Genomic DNA, 18,060 nt, shown 5'->3' on the forward strand with positions numbered 1-18,060 from the left:
TAGTGATATGGTAAAGCATGTCATCACAACAGGTCAACGACAGTCGGAGTCTCTCACGGGATATCGGGCTGTTCGGGGCGATAAGTACCGTCGTCGCCGGGACGCTCGGGGCGGGACTGTTCGTCACGCTCGGAACGGCCAGCAGTACGACGGGGCCGAGTGTCATCCTCGTCGTCGTCCTCTCGGGGTTCCTCGCGATGAGCATCGCACTCAACTACGGGTGGATGGCGACGATCTTCCCCGCCGCTGCGGGGTCGTACGCTTACGTCTCGCGGACGTTCGACAACCGCCTGCCGGGGTTTCTGGTCACGTGGTCGAAGTGGCTAGGGTACATGGCCGCCGACGCCGTGTTGGCACTCGGATTCGGTAGCTATCTACAGGTGTTCTACCCCTCGGTCGACCCAGCGCTCGCCGGATTCGGACTCCTGACCGTCCTCTTTCTCGTGAACCTCGTCGGGTCGAAGGGGTACAGCATCTCGCAGAACATCATCTTCGGCTTCCTCATCCTCTCGATTCTCGTCCTCGTCATCCCCGGAACGGCGAGCATCGACACGGCGAACTATCAACCGTTCTTCACCGGCGGTGCAGACGGCTTTTTCGCCGCCGCAGTCCCGCTGTTCTACGCCTACATCGGCATCGCCGTCGCTGGACAGATGGGTGCCGAGGTGAAGAACCCCTCGCGGAACCTCCCACTGGCGATGGCTGGCGGGACGGCCATCCTCATCCTCCTCTACGTGTGGACCTCTGCTGTCATCTACGGCGTCGTCGGCGACTACACCGTCCTCGCGGACTCTGCCCGCCCGCTGGCGACGGCCGCAGAAGTGTTCCTCGGAGATACTGGAACGGCAGTCGTCGCCATCGGTGGCCTGCTCGCGACGGCGTCGAGCGTCCACGCGGTGATGGCCGCGGGCATCAAGATGCCCTACTCGTGGGCGTGGGACGAGGTGTTCCCGAAACGGTTCTCGGCGGTCAGCCAGCGGTTCGGGACGCCCCACTGGTCGCTCATCACGCTGTATCTCGTCGCGTCCGGACTCACCTTCTGGAGTTCGGGTCTCGACCAGGCCATCGGCATCGCGACGTTCAGCTACCTCATCGCCTACTGTGCCGTCTCGCTGACGGTACTCTACATCCTCGTCACCGGTTCTGACCTCTCCGAACAGGCAGGATTCGACGGGGGCGTGGTTCTCTGGGTCACCGCGCTCATCGGCGCGCTCGGTGCGGCGGCGCTCCTGACGGAGGCGTACAAAGGCTCGCTCAGCATCTACGTCCCGTGGATTCTCGTCGGTATCGGCGTCTTCAGTCTCTACTGGTACCTCGGCAAACAGCGCGGCCACGACGTCGAAGCAATCCTCGACACGCTCCCAGGAGTTCCCTCCGACGAGTACGACCCTGCGGTCCGCGGAGGTACCGACGATGACTGAGTCGACTCCCTCGGTCGACCCCGACGAGACCATCGACCTCCTGCAGGAACTCGTTCGGATTCCGAGTCCGTACTTCGAGGAACACGAGGTCATCGAGTTCGTCTACGACTGGCTGGACGAACGCGGCCACGACCCGGAGTACCACCACGTCTCGGAACCCGACATCACCGAGTACGAGGGCGACAACGTCGTCGCCCGCCTCGAAGGCTCGGACCCCGACGCACCGACGCTGCTCTTGAACGGCCACGTCGACACGGTCCAACTCGTCGAGGACTGGGAGGAAGACCCCTGCTCGGGCCGTATCGAAGACGGGAAACTCTACGGACAGGGTGCCTGCGACATGAAAGGCGGTGTCGCCTCCATCATGACTGCCTTCGACGCACTCGCCGACCTCGAACTCGCGGGCGACGTACTCCTCACCGTCGTCGTCGACGAAGAGGGACCGTACGGACTCGGCACCGACCGCCTGATTCGAGACGGCTTCACCGACGACTGCGACATGGCCATCGTCACCGAACCCGGTCCCATCCTCGCTCAAGAGGACCTCGACAACCCGGCACTCCTGCTCGGCGCTCGCGGGCGATTCCTCTACGACATCACGGTTCACGGCCGGGCGGCCCACGGCTCTCAGCCAGAGACGGGTGTCAACGCCGTCGTCGAGGCCGGACGGCTGGCCGAGGCGCTCGACGCGATGGAGACCGGTGACCACCCGAAACTCGGCAGCGGGTCGGTCTGCCCGCTCTTCGTCGAGGGCGGCGGCCAGACGCTCTCGGTCCCCGAACGCGCCCACCTGATGGTCGACCGCCACGTCGTCATCGGCGAGTCACAGGAGGACGTTCGAACGCAAGCCGAGGACATCGTCGACCAACTCGGACTGGAGAGCGACGTCGACATCGGCTTCCGCGAGGCACCCGCCGACGACATCCTCTACGGCCCCTACGTCACCGACGAGGACCACCCGCTCGTCACGTCGCTCGCGGACGCGACCCGGTCGGTGTCGGGCGTCGACCCCGAGTACGGCTACTTCTCCAGCGTCGGCGACTTCAACTACCTCGGGGACCGCGCGAACCTACCGACGGTCATCATCGGTCCCGACGGCGAGAACATCCACGGCGCGGGCGAGTTCGTCTACACCGACGAAGTCGTCGAAGTCGCAGACATTATCGCCGACGCGGCGGTTCGACTGCTGGACTGACGACTGACTCGTCGGTTCAGGCGCTCTCTTTTACGACATCGACGACTGCCTCCGGATAGACGATTTCCTCGCCGGACTCGAACGTCGACAGCGACTGCCAGACGACGCTGAACTCCTCGTCGATACTCTCCTCGTAGCCGGTCAACGCCTCGCGTTCGTACACTGTCTCGTCGACGAGCGACGTCTCGAAGAGGAGGACGTACTCGTGGCCGCGCGTTCCGTCGAAGATGAAGATGTTCTCGACGGTTTCGAGGTACTCGACTCCCTCCAGTTCTAATCCGACCTCCTCGCGGAACTCGCGTCGGAGCGCCGCTTCGGCGGGTTCGCCGAACTCGATACCGCCGCCGATGGGTCGGTAGAACGTCTCGTCGTCCGTCGGGTCGTACGTCTCGGCGACGAGCAGTTCGTCGTCGCGGCGGACGACGCCGAGGACCACTGGGCGGATGTCGCGCCAACTCTCACTCTCAGACATGGACCGCTGGCTACTGAGGGGGACAGAATAAGGGTTCGGGGAACTTTTCTCCGCTCCCGCTGGAGAGACGAGTGGCCGATGACGACGGCACCGCTCCGAACCGGACTCGGCACCCGGTAGTGACGAGCCCTATGAGTGCCGAGGCCCGCTTTCTATCCACGATGGTTAGAATCCCGAGTCATCGAGGACGTAACTGCCAACCAGTACAAGTAGCCCGACTGTCCCAATCACACCGAGTAACTCGATACTCGTGAGTGCAGCAGCCAAGTTTTGGTCCATCAGTGCTCCCCAACGTCCCTCCGTTTGAGGCCGGAAAATCGCATACGCTTGGATTAAAACGTACACGAGAACGCCTGTCATAAGGCTCTCAAACGGGTGCCGAATAATCGCTGTGAGAACGTCTTCTAATCCCATCCTTACAGGAAAGAAACAGATGTAAAACGATAATGGCAACTCCATGTGGGTATTTCACACGGCCTTTCGAGTCTGCGACCCCAAGTGTAAGTACTATCATTCGACTTCTCACATTACCACAGTTGCTCACACTTCTAACGAAGAGACGTGGGTGTAAGCGATTCGTTGTAACGGTGTCTATTACTATACAAGCCGTTCAGTCCCTAAAACCACCCCACCTAGTCTTCAAGTCCTCCCCCACCAACCTCCCGAACCATGCGCAGAACCCGCCGAGAACTGCTTGCGGCCGGTGTCGCCGGACTGGCTGGCTGTCTCGGCGCACCGACACAGACGAGTCCGGACTGTCCCGTCGGCGGGTCCGGAGACGCTCGTATCGGCTTCGTCGGCGACGTGATGCTCGGTCGAAACGTGAACGACCGGTGGGTCGGCGAGAACTCGTCGGGCGTCTGGGGGTCGACGCTTGGGCGACTCCGCGCGCTCGACGGACTCGTGTTGAATCTGGAGTGCTGTGTCTCCAGTCGGGGCGAGCGCTGGCCGAACAAGACGTACTACTTCCGGGCGGACCCGGCCTTCGCAGTTCCAGCGTTGCAGGCGGCGGGTACGTCGGTCGTCTCGCTCGCGAACAACCACGTCCTCGACTACCGCGAACCGGCACTCAGGGATACGCGGACACACCTGTCCGAGGCAGGTATCGAACACGCCGGGGCCGGGCCGAATCGAGACGCCGCGCTCGAACCCGCCGTCACGGACATCGGCGAGTTGACCGTCGCGACCATCGCGCTCACCGACCAAGCGCCGGCGTACGCCGCCACCGAGACGCGGCCAGGGACCGCCTACGTATCGCTCCGGAGGTCGAATCCGGTGACTCGTGCGTTAGTGCTGGACGCACTCGAACGCGCGAACTCCCACTCACCGGACCTCGTGGTTGCCTCGCTCTACTGGGGGCCGAACTGGGAGACGTCACCGGCAGACGCACAGGTGGCGTTCGCTCACTGGCTCGTCGACCACGGCGTCGACGTGGTCCACGGCCACAGTGCGCACGTACTGCAGGGTGTGGAGGTGTATCGCGGACGGCCGATACTGTACGACGCCGCCGACTTCGTCGACGACTACATCCACAAAGAGGGGTTTCACAACAAGCGGAGCGCGCTCTTCGAACTGGTCGTCACCGACGGACACCTCGACACACTGCGCATCGTGCCCATCCAAATAGCTGACGAGGCGGCCAGCGTGGCCGACGGAGAGGCGGCCACCTGGGTACGCGAGACGATACGCGAACGCTCGAACCCGTTCGGAACGACCGTCGAACACCGAGGCGACGGCTTGTCTATCCCACTCGGGACGTGCTGAGGACGGTTTCTCCTCACCCAAACGTCTGCTGTCGTAGCAAGTGCCTCCGCCCGCTTTCTACGCACAGTCTTAGAACAGGTGTCCTAAGTTCCGGATGCACTGCCGAAGAGGGACTACATCTGCCGAGACAGTCATCGGTGACGTATTATCACAGCAACAGGTATATTGTCTAGCTTCTAACTTTCCAACACATGGGTGCTGACACGTTCGACGTGGCGATAATCGGCGGTGGTGTCGCGGGGATGAGCACTGCCGCACGCTTGCAGTCTCGTGGCCGCTCCACGGTAGTACTGGAGCAACACGACCACATCGGTGGTTGTGCTGGCTACTACCGAAGAGACGGATTCACTTTCGACGTCGGTGCGACCACGTTGGTCGACTTCCAACCCGGTGGCGTCGGCGGTCAGCTCTTGGACGAAATCGGACTCGAACCACCACAGATCGAGATACAAGACGCCTACGACGTGTGGTTACCCGACCGAACGGTGCGACTGTATCACGACCAAGCAGCGTGGCAGGAGGAACGCCGCGACAAACTCGGCGACGACGAGCGCCACTTGGAGTTCTACGCCTTTCTGGACGACCTATCCGAGACGCTGTGGAGAGCAACGAGAGGTGACGTGAAGATGCCGATTCAGGGCCTCAGAGACGTGCTGAGAAACGGGCGGGCGATTGGGGTGACGAACGCACCGCTACTCAGATATCTGCGCTGGAGTATGGCAGATGCCCTCCGAGCGTTCGACGTGTACGACGAGACGCCGCTCCGCAACCTGTTCGCCATGCTCGTCGAAGACACCGTACACTCGACACTCGAAGAGGCTCCGCTCCTCAACGCGGTTCTCGGAACGACCATCCGGTGGACGGGTATCGGGCGAGCGACCGGTGGAATGTTCGGGTTCTGGCAGGCGTTCGAAGACCGCTACGAGGAGTTGGGAGGGAGCGTCGAGACCAATCGAACAGTCTCCGAGGTAACTGGAACTGACGGCGACTTTTCGCTTTCGACCGAGACGACGGAGTACCGGGCTGCGCAAGTCGTCAGTACAGTTCCGGTCACTGTAACGAACGAGATCGCCGCCCCAGTCGTCGGCGACACACTGGACGAGTACGCCACGATGGTACGTCGCCACGAAGGTAGTGCCATCATGGTCTTCCTCGGTGTGCCAGAAGAGGAAGTCGACGACCACGACGTAACTCACCACCAACTACTGGCGGACTACGACAGTCCACTAGGAGACGGAAACAACATGTTCGTCTCCGTGTCGGCCTCCGGAGACCGAGTGAGTGCCCCGGAAGGACATCGAGCAGTCATGATTTCGACACACTGTGACGTAGAGCCGTGGCAGGCGCTCGACCGAGAGACCTACGAGCGAAAGAAGGAGGCGGCCGGAGAGCGGTTGGTCTCACTGGCCCGAACTGTCTACCCGAACCTCGCGGAGAACGCAGTCGTGTACGACGTTGCGACCCCGATAACTTACGAGGAGTTCACGGACCGACCACGAGGTGCAGTCGGTGGATACAGACAGACGCTCCAGAACACCAACCAACATGCCGTCCCGCAAGACGTCGGCATCGAGGGGTTCTATCTCGCCGGAGACACGACGTGGCCGGGACTCGGAACCGTAGCCTGTGTGAAGGGAAGCGAAATTGCCGCCGCGCACGTACTTGGTTGATGGGCAGTTACTGATAGCTGACGCCCGAGCCTATCGAACAAACCACTCCCGATATGCGCCCCGAGTGCTTTCTCCGGAAAGGACGTTCTCGACGCGATAGTTCTCGGCCTCCGTCGGTGTCAACTCCTCGGCCCAAGCCACTCGGTCGCCCGCCGCGCTCGAACCGGGACCCCGATTCTCGTACTCGACGTACGTGACTGTGCTCTCTGTCTCCGGGCGCGACCAGTTGTGCCATCCCGCCGGGTGGACGTGCGAACCCAGATGAGACTGAATAAACGCGACGTGCGCGTGGTCTCGCCAGGGTCGGCCCAGATACACCTCGGAGACGTCCGGGTCGGCAGTCAGCGCGCAGTCTCTGAACACGAACCCGAACGGTTCGTACTGCGGCGTCGAGGCTGCCGTAACGTACGAGTCGGCTTTCGAGTGGAGTACGCAATTTTCGAACACGGCGGTTGCGCCGCCGAACACGAAGTCCGTCGTCCCTTCGATACGACAGCCATCGAAGTACTGTCGAGCGCCTCCGCCTCCGGTGTAGAGGGTGTCTTGATTTCCCAGGAGGCGACAGTCTTCGAACACCGCTCTATCGGCCTCGACGTGCAGGGCGACGGCCTGCCCACTCTCCGGTCCGGCGCTGTTCTCTATGGTCAAGTCGCGCGTGTAGAACCCATCTCCACAGACCTTCAGCGTGTAGGTGAAGAACGTACTGTTGCGGCCTCTTCCGATAGCCTCGAAGCCGTCGTCGGAGGTGATGACGGTCCCCGTCTCGCTCTCTCCGATTAGGTCGACGTCGGTGTTCCACGAGTGGACTTCCACCTTCTCGTCGTACACTCCCTCTTTGACGAAGATGGTGACTCGCTCCGACGGGAACGCCTTCGCCCCGTCGATTGCCGCTTGGACGCTCTCGTAGTCCCCGCCTCCCTCTTGGTCGACGACGTAGTCATAGCCGTCGTCTTCGGTCGAACGCATCGGTGAGTGACTACACACTCTGCGCGCTTGTAGAGTCTTCACCTTGGTTGGTGTCCCTAGAACCGTCGACTCGACCCATCGACAGCAGTTCGAGATTTCTTGCCATCGTCTGCCGATCAATGCTAGCATACATCATACGTTCTATTTCTCGGTTCCCGTCCATCATGTCCTGCGATGTCTAGTACCACAGTTCCGACGCCGAGTGTCGCGACCGAAACTGACGCTCAAGCGTTCTGGTCGGTCGGCGCGCTGATGATCGTCAAGATGAGCGGCGAGCAGACGAACGGCGAGTACGCACTCGTCGACCACACCGCTCCTGCAGGATGGGAGTCGCCGTACCACGTCCACCACGGTGAGGACGAACTGTTTCACATCATCTCCGGGGAAATCGAGTGTTGCTACGGCGAAGACGGCGCAGAGCGACTGCGCGCCGGACCGAACGACACGGTGTTTCTCCCGCGGGACGTCCCGCACGGGTTCCGTGTCGTCGGCGACGAAGCGTGCCGGATGCTGATTCACGTGACTCCCGCCGGGTTCGAGAAGTTCGCCGAGGAGGCCGGCCGACCCGCGCCGTCGCTCACGACACCGCCCCAAGAGGAACCGGACGTAGCGGCGCTGATGGAGGTGGCCGCGAAGTACGACCTCGAAATCCTCGGGCCGTTGCCCGAGTAACCTGTCGCTTCACACTGGCTCTGTCTCGTCGACGGCGCGGGCCAGTCGGTCCAAAAAGTCGGGGTCGTACGCCTCGTCGACGTGGTTCACGTTCCAGAGACCCGACTGCCGAATCCGCTCGCTTCGACTGTGGCGGCCGAGCCAATCTGTCGTTCGCGGGTCGATAGACTCCTTCTCGAAGTTACTGAGGAGTGCGAGTGCGTTCTCCTCGATGTAGCGTCGGTCGCTCTCCTTGCTCGGTTCGTCGTCGACGTCCAACCACAGAAACGGCTGGTCGCGGATGTAGGCACTCACTCGCCGTTCCATGATGTACTCCTCGCCACGGACGTCGTCGCGTTCGCGAGAGAGACTCGACCACCGGTCGTCCCAACTCGGATAGTCGTCGTGGAGAGCGTGTTTCTCGATGAGGGCTTCGCCGACGCGTTTTCGATAGACGGAACCGCGATGGTTACCGCCGTGAGGATGGTTACTACTCGCGCTGCCGGTTCCGTAGTGTTGTTTCAGTCGGTCCCAGAGGGAGGTCTTACTCCCGGCCGAGATAGCGTGCGTCCCGATGCGGGTCACGCGTGGTTGGTCACTGGGTGTTCGGGTTTCACCGGGTTCGAGAAAGAGGTAGATGCCGCGGTCGGGCCAGTCCATGTATCCGGTACAGTTCTTGAGTTTTCGCGGGCCACCGACTCGCTCTGCCAACTCGTCGAGCAACGCGTAGAACCGGTCGAGGTCGTCGTGTCGTCCCATCTGTCTCTCGTGGTGAGGCTGGTTCACGCTGTGCAGAAAAGGGTGGCCCTGTCCCTTCGCTACATCCCCTCCTCGGTCGACGACGACTCGTCCACGTCGTCGAGGAACGACGCCAGCAGTTCGTCGAACTCGTCGGGACGCTCGAGCGACGGGAGATGTGCGGCGTCGTCGACAGTCTCACACCGAACGTAGGCGAGTTCCCGTTCGAGTCGCGCCGTAATCGCTGCCATATCCGGCGAGTCGAGTGCGCCGGAGACGACCAACACGGGGACGGCGAGTTCGTCGAGTCGCCCTACAGCGGGTGGGTTGAGGCCCTCTTCGGCCGCCTCGGCGGTGTCGAGGTCGTAGTGCTGTCGAAGCATCGTCTGTACCAACTCGCGGCACTCCGAGTCGACGTCGTCGAGGGTCCGCGTCGGGCCGGCCAGCCACATCTCGCTCTCGATGTCGGCGGCACGGTCGAACTCGCCCGCTTCGTAGGCTGTTTCCGCCGCTTCCCATCCGGCGAGTGTCGCCTCGTCGGTGAACTCGTAGCCACCGACTGCGGGTGCGACGAGCGTGAGACTCTGTACTCGGTCCGGATTGACGAGTGCGAAGTCGAGCACCACCGACCCGCCCATCGACGCGCCGACGAAGTGCGCTGTGCCGACGTTCAGCGTGTCGAGGAGGAGTTCGAGGTCTCGATAGTGAGCGTACGGTTGCGGCGGCAGTTCGGACTTTCCGTACCCACGAAGGTCGTAGACGACGACGTGATACTGGTCTGCGAACGTCTCCAGTTGTCGGTCCCAGAGTCGACTGTCTGCGACACCAGCGTGCAGAAAGACGACGGTTTCTCCCTCGCCAGCAGTTCGGTAGTGGAGGCGCGTGTCGTCGACGACGACGACGTACCCTGGCTCTGCCGTACGGTACTGTTTACTCTCAGGCGACCCGTCCAGTGACATCGACCTCTAGACGTTCGACGAGAGCATATAGTAACGAGTGCAAGCCGTCACACACCCGACACACGTCGTCGTGCAGTCGGGTGAGCGGCCAGTTGCACGAACTACTATCGCCGTTAGGAGAGTTAGAAGGGCGTGTCTCGGTCGTCCGTCAGTCGCCAGCGGTCCCGTCGGGTTCGTCGATGTCGGTGACGATTTCACCGGACTCCTTGCTTACCTCGACGTCGTCTTCGTCTTCGATCTCGTCGACGAGTTCCTCGAACTCCTCGGATTCGAGAATCTCCAACTCGTGGTCCAATCCGAGATAGATAGTGTACACCATCAACAGCAACACGGCCGCGAACGGGAGTCCTGTGGTGATAGAGGCCGTTCGGAGGGCGTTCAGTCCGTTACCGAGGAGCAAGACGGCGGCGACACTCCCCTCGGTGACGGCCCACATGATTCGTTGCGGTTTCGGAACGTCGTGTTTCCCGCCGGAGGTCAGATGGTCGACGACCAGCGACCCGGAGTCGGAGGAGGTGACGAAGAACGTCCCCAAGAGGAGCGTCCCGACGGCGGCGCTCACGAGGGTGAACGGGTAGAACGAGAGCAGTTCGAACAGGGCGACGGCCTGTCCCTGCTGGTTCAGGGGACCGACGATACCGTTGGCCTGCCGTTCGAGTTCGACGAACAGTGCGGAGCCACCGAACGCGGCCACCCAGAGAAACGAGACGAGCGACGGCAAGATGAGTACGCCGCCGACGAACTCGCGGATAGTCCGACCCTTCGAGATACGGGCGATGAACAGGCCGACGAACGGCGACCACGCGATCCAGAAGCCCCAGTAGAACACCGTCCACGAGTGTTGCCAGTCGACACCCTCGCTAGCGAACGCTTCGGTGTAGAAACTCAGTTCGAGGAAGTTGCCCAGGTAGACGCCGAGTCCGCCGACGAGTGTGTCGAGGATGAACAGCGTCGGTCCCGCGAGTATCATGAACGCGAGCATGGTGAACATCAGGTAGACGTTCGCCTTACTCAGTTTCTTGACCCCGCCTTCGAGACCCGCCGCGACGGAGACGGTGGCGATAGAGGTGATGAGGGCGATGAGGCCGATTTGGACCCACACACTGCTGGGGATGCCGACACCGAAGAAGTTCGTCCCGATGAACGTGAGACCGGCGTTCATCTGTCTGACGCCGAGACCGAGCGCCGTCGCCAGTCCGAACAGCGTCGCGAACACGGCCGTGAGGTCGATGAGGTGCCCCGGCCAACTGTAGATGCGCTTACCGAGCAGGGGCCAGAAGATAGAGCGGAACGTCAGCGGCAGGCCGCGGTTGAACGAGAAGAAGGCCAAGCCGAGTCCGACGAGGCCATAGATGGCCCACGGGTGAAAGCCCCAGTGGAAGTAGGTGATGCCGATTGCGGCACCGCCAGCGGCGGCGGTGCTCTCACCGACGTCGAAGAACGACCCGCCGCCCGAGGCGAAGTGGAACATCGGTTCCGCGACACCGAAGAACAGCAGACCGATACCCATCCCGGCGCTGAACAGCATCGCGATCCACTCGAAGTCGCTGAACTCCTTCTCGGCTTTCGGGCCACCGATACGTATCATCCCATACTTGCTCAGCGCGAAGAAGGCGAGTGCGATGATGATGACGTTGACCGTCAGGACGTAGAACCAACCGAACTTCTCGTTGATGAACTCGAAGACGGACGTGTACGCCCAACTCGCGGTCATCAGTTCGCCCGCCGGCGTGTAGAGACCGAGCACCGACGAGATGTCCTCGAAGAACAGTGTGAGTGTGATGAAGAGAGCGATGACGACGAGCGAGACGGGGAACACCACCGGATGGATGTCGAACCCGAACCGTTGGATGTTGTCTTCTCCGGGTTCACGGTCGCTCTCGGGGTGGAACGCTTCGACCTGGAGGTTGTCGAGCACCTCGCTTGGGGTTCGGTCGCCGTCAGTTGCCATGTGATACCTCGCGGCCGAACGTCAGTCTGCGTCGGAGTAAGTCGTACATAAGTTCGTGAATCGTCCAAACCGTCCGAACCGTCGCTTCAGATGGCGGAAACGATAGCGCAGTCGCTGTAAACGTATGTTCGGGACGACGTCGGTGGCGTCTCGTCGACGTGTCGTCCACCGGTGTCCCGTCCCGAGGACACCTCGATAAGTCCGCAACACCCGGTAGTTCCCTCGGTATTTTGGTAAGAGTTGTGGCCAATCACCCGCCGAAGCGAGTGGTTCGTCCGTGTTCGAAGAGTCGTCGCCATCGGGTGTTTCTTAACGATTCGCCGTCCGATACGGAGTATGGACAGTCACGCATCCTCGCGGAGGCCAGACGACTTCCGCGAGCGGGTGCGCTTCTACCTCCTCGACCACCGGACGCCGCTCGGGAAGGCCATCGACATCTCCCTGTTGGTGCTCAACTTGGTGTTCGTCGGCGTCTTCGTCGCACAGACGTACCCGCTCTCGTCGACGACGGCGTCGTGGCTGTGGCGGATAGAGATAGCTATCGGTCTCGTGTTCGTCGTCGAGTACGTCCTCCGACTCTACGGGGCGCGAAACCGCGTGGCCGAGGCCACCAATCCGTACACGATGGTCGACCTCCTGTCTGTGCTTCCTACGCTCTCGGTGATGCTCCTGCCCGCCCCGCTCATCGGCGTCAACGTCGGGTTTCTCCGTGTCGTTCGAGTCGTTCGCGTCCTCCGATTCTACCGATTCACCCAAGACGAGGAGTTCTTCTTCGGCACCGTCTCCGTCGAGATGCTCCGCGTCGTCAAACTGCTGTTGACAGTGTCGACGCTGTTTTTCGTCACGGCCGGCCTGTTCTACAGCGCCGAAGTTCAAGCGAACCCGACCATCGGAACCTTCGGTGACGCCCTCTACTACGTGGTGGTCACACTGACCACCGTCGGCTTCGGAGACATCACACCCGTCACCAGCACGGGCCGGTGGGTGACCGTCGCGGGCGTCCTCGCCGCCATCGTCCTCGTCCCGTGGCAAGCCGGGAAAATCGTCCGCGAGTGGACGAACCGGGAGATGATGAACGTGACCTGTCCGAACTGCGGACTCGCCTACCACGACCCGGACGCCTCCCACTGCAAGGCCTGTGGCCACGTCATCTATCAGGAGTACGATTCGCGAGAGTGACTCGCGGCTTCACCTCTACCGTCGACAGCCGTTGGAACGCCGTCGCTGCTCAATCCGCACTCACGCCAACTGGCACTGTCCCCGCACCAACTGGTACTGGCACTGTCACTCGTCCTCGTCTCTCCGTCTCGCCGTCCGCCGTGCTCTCGTTCGACTGCACGACGACGTACCGTTGACCGACCATCGGGTCCAACAGGCTGTCGACCGGCGCTCTGTCGTCTCGGAGGACGGGGACGTCGTCGGTCGGTTCGTCGTTTCGGTACGACGTGAGCTGTGCCGACAGGTCGATGCCCACGTCTCGCTGTCGGTTTCGTGCTTGTAACTCCTCGCGCGTCACGAGCGTGTCCCGCTTCGTCGCGACGACTTCGATGTTCTGGACGACGACGCCACCGGCCGTCGGGAAACTGTAGACCTGTGGGAACACCTGCTGCATCGTCTTGTACTCTGCTCGGTAGAACTGTGAGGCAGGTCCGCTGGGTGCAGAGATGACGTTCGCGAAGAGAATGCCGTCGTCGTCGAGTCGCTCGTCGGCGAGTTGCATGAACTCCACTGTCGTCAACTGGAACGGCACTTTGTCCTTCTTGTAGGCGTCGAGGACGATGAGGTCGTACGTCTCGTCGGTCTGTTGGAGATACTGCCGGCCGCCCATCGTGTGGATGGTCAGTCGCTCGGACTCCTCGACGGCGAAGTACTCCTTCGCGACGCGCACCACCTCCGGGTCGATTTCCACCACGTCGACGGTCACGTTCGGGTAGGTGTCGAGAAAGGCGCGCGGTCCGGTGAACCCGCCGCCGCCGACGAACAGCACTCGGTCGATATCTCTCCCTTCGTCGGTGAAGAGATACGGCGCGTGGAAGTAAGAGGTGTACTCGAAGACGTGCCGTGTCGGGTCGTTCTTGTCCATCGCACTGTGGGGTTGTCCGTCGAGGTAGAGCGTTCGAGTACCACCGGAGTCGACGACGCGGAGTTCCTGATAGGCGGTCTGTGTCTCGTAGACGACGTCGCCGCCGATGTCGAGTCCGACGCTCCCCGTCGCACCGGCGACGAGGAGGACGAGCGTGATACCGAGACTCCAGAACGCTTCGTCGCGGTCGACGTTCGGAACCGCGAGTGCGACTGCCGTGCCGACCGAGAGGAGGCCGAACAGGAGTCCGATCTGGCTGGTACTCATCGTCGGAATGAGGAGGAACGTCGTCGCGAACGCACCGACGATACTCCCGACCGTCCCGACGGCGTAGACGTGGCCGGAGGCCGCTCCGACGTCGGACTGTCCCGACAGTTCCGCAGCGTAGGGGCTGACGTAGCCGAGGAGGTACGTCGGCGGACCGAAGAGCAGCACCGTCCCTGGGATGGACGCGAAGCGACTCGGGAGCGGCAACCCGGCTGTTGCCTGCAGGAGCAAGTCGCCGAAGAGGATGAGGCCGGCGACGTACAGCGCCGAGAGGAGAAAGAGGCCGACGAGTCGCGAGGTCGACGCGTGTGTCGCCGCTCGCTTCCCACCGCGGTGGTAGCCGAGGCTGAGCGCGGCGAGAAAGACGCCGATGAGGCTCCCCCACGTGTAGATGCTACTGCCGAACTCCGGTGCGATCATCCGCCCGGCGAGAATCTCCAGTCCCATACTGACGACGCCGGAGACGAAGACGGCGAGTTCGGACCGCGAGAGCCGAATCGAAGAGAGGGAGGGCGACGAATCCATGGTTCTACGAGTAGAGGCTCGAACTTAACTGTGAACCCGGACGTCAGTCCCAGTGGCTCCGATACTCGAAGTCCGCAGACCGGTCTTCGAAGCGTGCCAGTTCGAACCCACTCGTCGGGAACGGTGTCTCCTCACCCGTCACGAGTGAGCGGACCGCCCGCCCGGTCACGGGTGAGAGCATCACGCCGCGCCCGTGGAGACCGGTGACGACGACGAGTCCGTCCGGTGCTTCGTCGGGAGCGTCGATGATCGGGAGGCCGTCCGGCGACGCACAGTCTGCGGTCGGACAGCAGTCCTCGCGTCGGATAGTCCCGCCGGCGACGCCGTTCAAGAGCGGGGCGACATCTTCCAGCACCGTCTCTCGGAAGGACGACTGGACGCCCATCGGCGTCTCCTCGGGGTCCGAGAGGAGATGTTCGTTGCCGCCGATGAGTACGTCGCCACGGCGCGTCGGCCGCCAGTAGACTCGCATCGTCGGTTCCGACCCGAGCGGGCAGTCGTCGGGGAGCGGCGACTCGGGTTCGACGACGACTGCGTTCCAACGCAGTGGACGAACCGGTAACTCGACGTACTCGGCGAGGAGTTCTCGCGTCTTCCATCCCGTCGCGTAGACGACGTGGTCGGCGTCGATAGGGCCGTACTCGGTGTCGACGCCCGTCACCGTGCCGTCGTCGACGCAGAGGCCCGTCACTTCGTGATCGCGGAAGATTCCTGCGCCCGCTTTCTCGGCCTGCCACTTCAGCGTCATCGCGTAGTCCAGTGCGTCGAGATAGCCCGTCCCGTCGTAGACGAGGCCGCCGCCGTACGCCGAGAGGTCGCCGAACGAGTCGGGAAACTGGCTCAGCAGTTCGTCGCGAGTGAGGAACTCCCCGCCCGTCGGCGCTTCGTCCGTGTACTTCTCGGCGTCTTCCTTCGGCACGAGTCGAACCGTCTCTCGCTCGGCGAACGAGAAGATACCTCGTCCGTCGAGTTCGCGAAACTGGTCGAGGGCGAACGTCGCCCACCCATCGGGGAACGGTTCGAGCGAGAGCGAAATCATCCCCGAGGCGCGGGAACTGGTGTCGGCGGCGACGCCTCCCTTGTCGAGGACGACGACGTCGTAGTCGGGAGCGAGTTCGCGGGCGACGGCGAGACCCGAGACACCCGCACCGACGACGACGACACGGTCTGCACTGGTCGACATATCTGCTGCGAGGGTCAGACCGACTATAGTGCTACGGGTTGCCGTGAGCCACTCTCGCTGTGACGGAGCGTATCGTGTTGTGTCGTGACGTGACACACTGGCAAGCGATGAACATACAGGAACATTCATTATAGACTGTCTCGAACGGGGAAGTACACAATGCCGGTCGTATCTGTACGCGTCTGATTCTCCCGCGACCGAGCACCGTCTTTCGACTACCTGCAACCCCCCCAGACAGTGAGCACACACATCTCCCAATCGACCGACGACCGGCGACCAACCGAGACACAGACGTACCGACCGACGCTGGACTATCACGGTGAGCGATGGACGGCGTCGACCACCGACGAACGGGAACACTCCACGCCAGAGACTGCGACGGCACGCTGCCCGTCACTGTTCGACGTGACGAACGGCGACCGACTCCCGAATCTCGTCGACGCGGAGAACCAAGCGATGCCGTCGACCACACCCGACTCGACGGACCCGTAGCTACTTCTCTCACCCTTCCGTCTCGGCGGCCATGACGCTGCTCGACGTCTCGGATGGCTTCGACGTCCACGACTATCGGACGAAACTCAAACTCGTGAAACAAGACCGCGGGACGATGTATCTGGAGAACCGCGAGTCATGTCGCTGTCCCGCCTGCGAGCGCCCGTTCGACCGACTGTTCGTCTCCGAGAAGCGCGACGTGACGTTCAACAGCGCCCCCAACGGCCCAATCTGTCTCGTCCGTACCGACGACCAGTTACTCGTTCTCACGCACTGAATCCGCGCGCCGCTGTTTCCCTCTCGTCTGTATCCGCTTTCTCCTCCCTCGTCGACGTCCACACTCACCGAGAAGTACACGAGTTTGATGTTTCATCGTCTTGATTCGAATACGATTCGAATATCTGTATAATATTCTTCGAATATTGTTCGAATGTCTAGCGAAAGTCTCTTTCGAGACACAAACATTATGTACAGACATTCTCGATGTGCAGTCAGTGTGCCCCACCGTGGGCCGCACAGTTGCCTGAGACCATGACACGCACACACTACACGAGACGGACCTTCGTCCGAACGGCCACGGCGCTCTCCGGCGTCGCCGGCCTCTCCTCGCTCGCGGCCGCAGACCACGACGAGTCGGTCGTCGTCGTCGACGGCACCGCGAGCGACGACCTGCAGTGGTACAATCTCGCCGTCACCGGCGAAATCACCGGTAAGAGCAACGCATCGGGCGCATCGACGAACGACAGCGACTGGCTGGAATCCACCGCCGTCGCCGGCGGGTACGTCCGCGGCGGCAAGGACGCCTACAGCTTCACGGGTGACCTCGTCGGCTTCTGGTCTGACGAGAGCCCTGCAGTCTACGTCGACGGGTCGCGCGTCGACCCCGACCCGCTCCGGATGATTTCGATTCGGAAGGACGACCCCGCCTCCAGCGTCAGTTACGAACTGACGACGAGTGGCCTCCTGTCGAGTAGCGCCGCCAACGGCGCGAGCATCGACGGCGGCGACCGAGTTTACGGCGGCCGAGCGACTGGCTACGTCGTGAACGGCACCGACAGCTACGCGTTTTCCGGCGACATCGAAGACCTGACCGCCGACGGCGGCCTCTCCGTCGTCGTCGACGGCGAGACGGTCGGCTACGAGGGCGAGTGGCCGCCGCAGTCCGGTGGCAGCGACGGAAGCGGGAGCGACCCGGACTCCTTCGTCGCCCGACTCGAACGGCGCATCCACGAGAAGGTCAACGCTCGACGTCGTGCCAACGGTGTGAGCGAACTCGGCTACGACGCCGACCTCGCTGCCGCCGCCCGCGCACACAGTCGGGACATGGTCGACCGGGACTTCTTCTCGCACACCGCACCCGGCGACGACAGTTTCGCGGACCACTACACCGACGAGGGCGTCTCCTGTCGCGCACTCGGCGAGAACATCCTCTATCGGTCGCTCCGCGACGACGACGTCGACATCGTCGCCGAGAACGTCGTCACCCAGTGGATGAACAGTTCGGGCCACCGTGCCAACATCCTCCGTGACAGTTGGCAGGTCGAGGGACTCGGTGCCGTCGTCTCCGACGACGACCTGCTGTACGTCACCGAAGGGTTCGGTAGCGGCTGCTGACGCTCGTTCGACTCTCCACGACTCCGCTCTCCTCTTTCGGTCCCTCCCGTCTCTTCGCTTCTCTCCGTCGTACGCGACTCGGTACCATCATAGCCCGCTCGTCTACGTC

At 62.4% G+C, this 18,060-nt stretch carries 16 protein-coding genes; 9 read left to right on the top strand and 7 right to left on the bottom strand.

All coding sequences use genetic code 11. The annotated features are described in order from the left end of the window. Positions 1–17 precede the first annotated feature (17 nt). Complete coding sequence (locus BM083_RS05045; RefSeq protein WP_089866575.1) at positions 18–1,421, top strand: APC family permease; 1,404 nt, start codon at positions 18–20, stop codon at positions 1,419–1,421. Continuing rightward, positions 1,414–2,616, top strand: a complete 1,203-nt coding sequence (locus BM083_RS05050) for a M20 family metallopeptidase (RefSeq protein WP_089866579.1) — start codon at positions 1,414–1,416, stop codon at positions 2,614–2,616. The genes BM083_RS05045 and BM083_RS05050 overlap by 8 nt, the downstream gene beginning before the upstream one ends. A gap of 16 nt (positions 2,617–2,632) precedes the next feature. Here the strand turns inward: BM083_RS05050 and BM083_RS05055 are convergent, their stop codons facing one another. Further along, complete coding sequence (locus BM083_RS05055) at positions 2,633–3,088, bottom strand: NUDIX domain-containing protein (protein WP_089866582.1); 456 nt, start codon at positions 3,086–3,088, stop codon at positions 2,633–2,635. Positions 3,089–3,757: 669 nt separating this feature from the next. Here BM083_RS05055 and BM083_RS05065 point away from each other — a divergent pair. Both BM083_RS05065 and BM083_RS05070 read left to right on the top strand, forming a co-directional pair. Further along, a complete protein-coding gene (locus BM083_RS05065) occupies positions 3,758–4,852 on the top strand; it encodes a CapA family protein (protein ID WP_089866588.1) in 1,095 nt (364 codons plus the stop codon). Between the two features lie 191 nt (positions 4,853–5,043). Then, positions 5,044–6,522, top strand: coding sequence for a phytoene desaturase family protein (locus BM083_RS05070; protein WP_089866592.1), 1,479 nt, complete (start codon positions 5,044–5,046; stop codon positions 6,520–6,522). 30 nt (positions 6,523–6,552) lie between these two features. Here BM083_RS05070 and BM083_RS05075 read toward each other — a convergent pair whose 3' ends face one another. Then, on the bottom strand, positions 6,553–7,488 hold the full coding sequence (locus BM083_RS05075) for a pectinesterase family protein (RefSeq protein WP_089866596.1): 936 nt from the start codon (positions 7,486–7,488) through the stop codon (positions 6,553–6,555). A 174-nt stretch (positions 7,489–7,662) separates the two neighbouring features. Here BM083_RS05075 and BM083_RS05080 point away from each other — a divergent pair, with 174 nt between their 5' ends. Beyond that, on the top strand, positions 7,663–8,160 hold the full coding sequence (locus BM083_RS05080; protein ID WP_089866599.1) for a cupin domain-containing protein: 498 nt from the start codon (positions 7,663–7,665) through the stop codon (positions 8,158–8,160). A 9-nt stretch (positions 8,161–8,169) separates the two neighbouring features. Here BM083_RS05080 and BM083_RS05085 read toward each other — a convergent pair whose 3' ends face one another. The 3 genes from BM083_RS05085 to BM083_RS05095 form a co-directional block, all read right to left on the bottom strand. Next, entirely contained in the window at positions 8,170–8,898 is a 729-nt protein-coding gene (locus tag BM083_RS05085; RefSeq protein ID WP_089866602.1) for a GIY-YIG domain-containing protein, read from the bottom strand. A gap of 59 nt (positions 8,899–8,957) precedes the next feature. Then, a complete protein-coding gene (locus BM083_RS05090) occupies positions 8,958–9,836 on the bottom strand; it encodes an alpha/beta fold hydrolase (RefSeq protein ID WP_089866605.1) in 879 nt (292 codons plus the stop codon). A 148-nt stretch (positions 9,837–9,984) separates the two neighbouring features. Next, positions 9,985–11,787: a BCCT family transporter gene (locus tag BM083_RS05095; protein WP_089866610.1), complete on the bottom strand. Its 1,803-nt coding sequence runs from the start codon at positions 11,785–11,787 to the stop codon at positions 9,985–9,987. A 336-nt stretch (positions 11,788–12,123) separates the two neighbouring features. On the opposite strand from BM083_RS05095, the gene BM083_RS05100 reads away from it, so the two are divergent. Beyond that, positions 12,124–12,966: an ion transporter gene (locus tag BM083_RS05100; protein WP_089866614.1), complete on the top strand. Its 843-nt coding sequence runs from the start codon at positions 12,124–12,126 to the stop codon at positions 12,964–12,966. Positions 12,967–13,015: 49 nt separating this feature from the next. Here BM083_RS05100 and BM083_RS05105 read toward each other — a convergent pair whose 3' ends face one another. Further along, a complete protein-coding gene (locus BM083_RS05105; RefSeq protein ID WP_245756853.1) occupies positions 13,016–14,662 on the bottom strand; it encodes a spermidine synthase in 1,647 nt (548 codons plus the stop codon). Positions 14,663–14,705: 43 nt separating this feature from the next. Continuing rightward, the gene (locus tag BM083_RS05110; protein WP_089866617.1) at positions 14,706–15,845 is read right to left on the bottom strand and encodes an NAD(P)/FAD-dependent oxidoreductase; all 1,140 of its coding nucleotides are present in this window, start codon (positions 15,843–15,845) and stop codon (positions 14,706–14,708) included. A 237-nt stretch (positions 15,846–16,082) separates the two neighbouring features. Here BM083_RS05110 and BM083_RS05115 point away from each other — a divergent pair, with 237 nt between their 5' ends. From BM083_RS05115 to BM083_RS05125, 3 genes are all read left to right on the top strand, one after another. Beyond that, positions 16,083–16,337 carry a hypothetical protein gene (locus BM083_RS05115; protein ID WP_089866621.1) on the top strand — a complete coding sequence of 85 codons (255 nt, stop codon included), beginning with the start codon at positions 16,083–16,085 and terminating at the stop codon, positions 16,335–16,337. 31 nt (positions 16,338–16,368) lie between these two features. Further along, positions 16,369–16,614, top strand: coding sequence for a DUF7385 family protein (locus BM083_RS05120; protein ID WP_089866625.1), 246 nt, complete (start codon positions 16,369–16,371; stop codon positions 16,612–16,614). Positions 16,615–16,868: 254 nt separating this feature from the next. Continuing rightward, the gene (locus BM083_RS05125) at positions 16,869–17,951 is read left to right on the top strand and encodes a CAP domain-containing protein (protein ID WP_177197540.1); all 1,083 of its coding nucleotides are present in this window, start codon (positions 16,869–16,871) and stop codon (positions 17,949–17,951) included. The last annotated feature ends 109 nt before the right edge of the window (positions 17,952–18,060 follow it).

The organism is Halogranum rubrum, assembly GCF_900114455.1.
Taxonomy (GTDB): domain Archaea; phylum Halobacteriota; class Halobacteria; order Halobacteriales; family Haloferacaceae; genus Halogranum; species Halogranum rubrum.

Excerpts from the sequence above, each read along its gene's own strand:
- BM083_RS05120 (WP_089866625.1), top strand. The coding sequence starts at position 16,369 with ATGACGCTGCTCGACGTCTCGGATGGCTTCGACGTCCACGACTATCGG.
- BM083_RS05100 (WP_089866614.1), top strand. The coding sequence starts at position 12,124 with ATGGACAGTCACGCATCCTCGCGGAGGCCAGACGACTTCCGCGAGCGG.
- BM083_RS05075 (WP_089866596.1), bottom strand. The coding sequence starts at position 7,488 with ATGCGTTCGACCGAAGACGACGGCTATGACTACGTCGTCGACCAAGAG.
- BM083_RS05065 (WP_089866588.1), top strand. The coding sequence starts at position 3,758 with ATGCGCAGAACCCGCCGAGAACTGCTTGCGGCCGGTGTCGCCGGACTG.
- BM083_RS05050 (WP_089866579.1), top strand. The coding sequence starts at position 1,414 with ATGACTGAGTCGACTCCCTCGGTCGACCCCGACGAGACCATCGACCTC.
- BM083_RS05125 (WP_177197540.1), top strand. The coding sequence starts at position 16,869 with ATGACACGCACACACTACACGAGACGGACCTTCGTCCGAACGGCCACG.
- BM083_RS05045 (WP_089866575.1), top strand. The coding sequence starts at position 18 with ATGTCATCACAACAGGTCAACGACAGTCGGAGTCTCTCACGGGATATC.
- BM083_RS05105 (WP_245756853.1), bottom strand. The coding sequence starts at position 14,662 with ATGGATTCGTCGCCCTCCCTCTCTTCGATTCGGCTCTCGCGGTCCGAA.
- BM083_RS05110 (WP_089866617.1), bottom strand. The coding sequence starts at position 15,845 with ATGTCGACCAGTGCAGACCGTGTCGTCGTCGTCGGTGCGGGTGTCTCG.
- BM083_RS05095 (WP_089866610.1), bottom strand. The coding sequence starts at position 11,787 with ATGGCAACTGACGGCGACCGAACCCCAAGCGAGGTGCTCGACAACCTC.
- BM083_RS05085 (WP_089866602.1), bottom strand. The coding sequence starts at position 8,898 with ATGGGACGACACGACGACCTCGACCGGTTCTACGCGTTGCTCGACGAG.
- BM083_RS05055 (WP_089866582.1), bottom strand. The coding sequence starts at position 3,088 with ATGTCTGAGAGTGAGAGTTGGCGCGACATCCGCCCAGTGGTCCTCGGC.
- BM083_RS05070 (WP_089866592.1), top strand. The coding sequence starts at position 5,044 with ATGGGTGCTGACACGTTCGACGTGGCGATAATCGGCGGTGGTGTCGCG.
- BM083_RS05080 (WP_089866599.1), top strand. The coding sequence starts at position 7,663 with ATGTCTAGTACCACAGTTCCGACGCCGAGTGTCGCGACCGAAACTGAC.
- BM083_RS05090 (WP_089866605.1), bottom strand. The coding sequence starts at position 9,836 with ATGTCACTGGACGGGTCGCCTGAGAGTAAACAGTACCGTACGGCAGAG.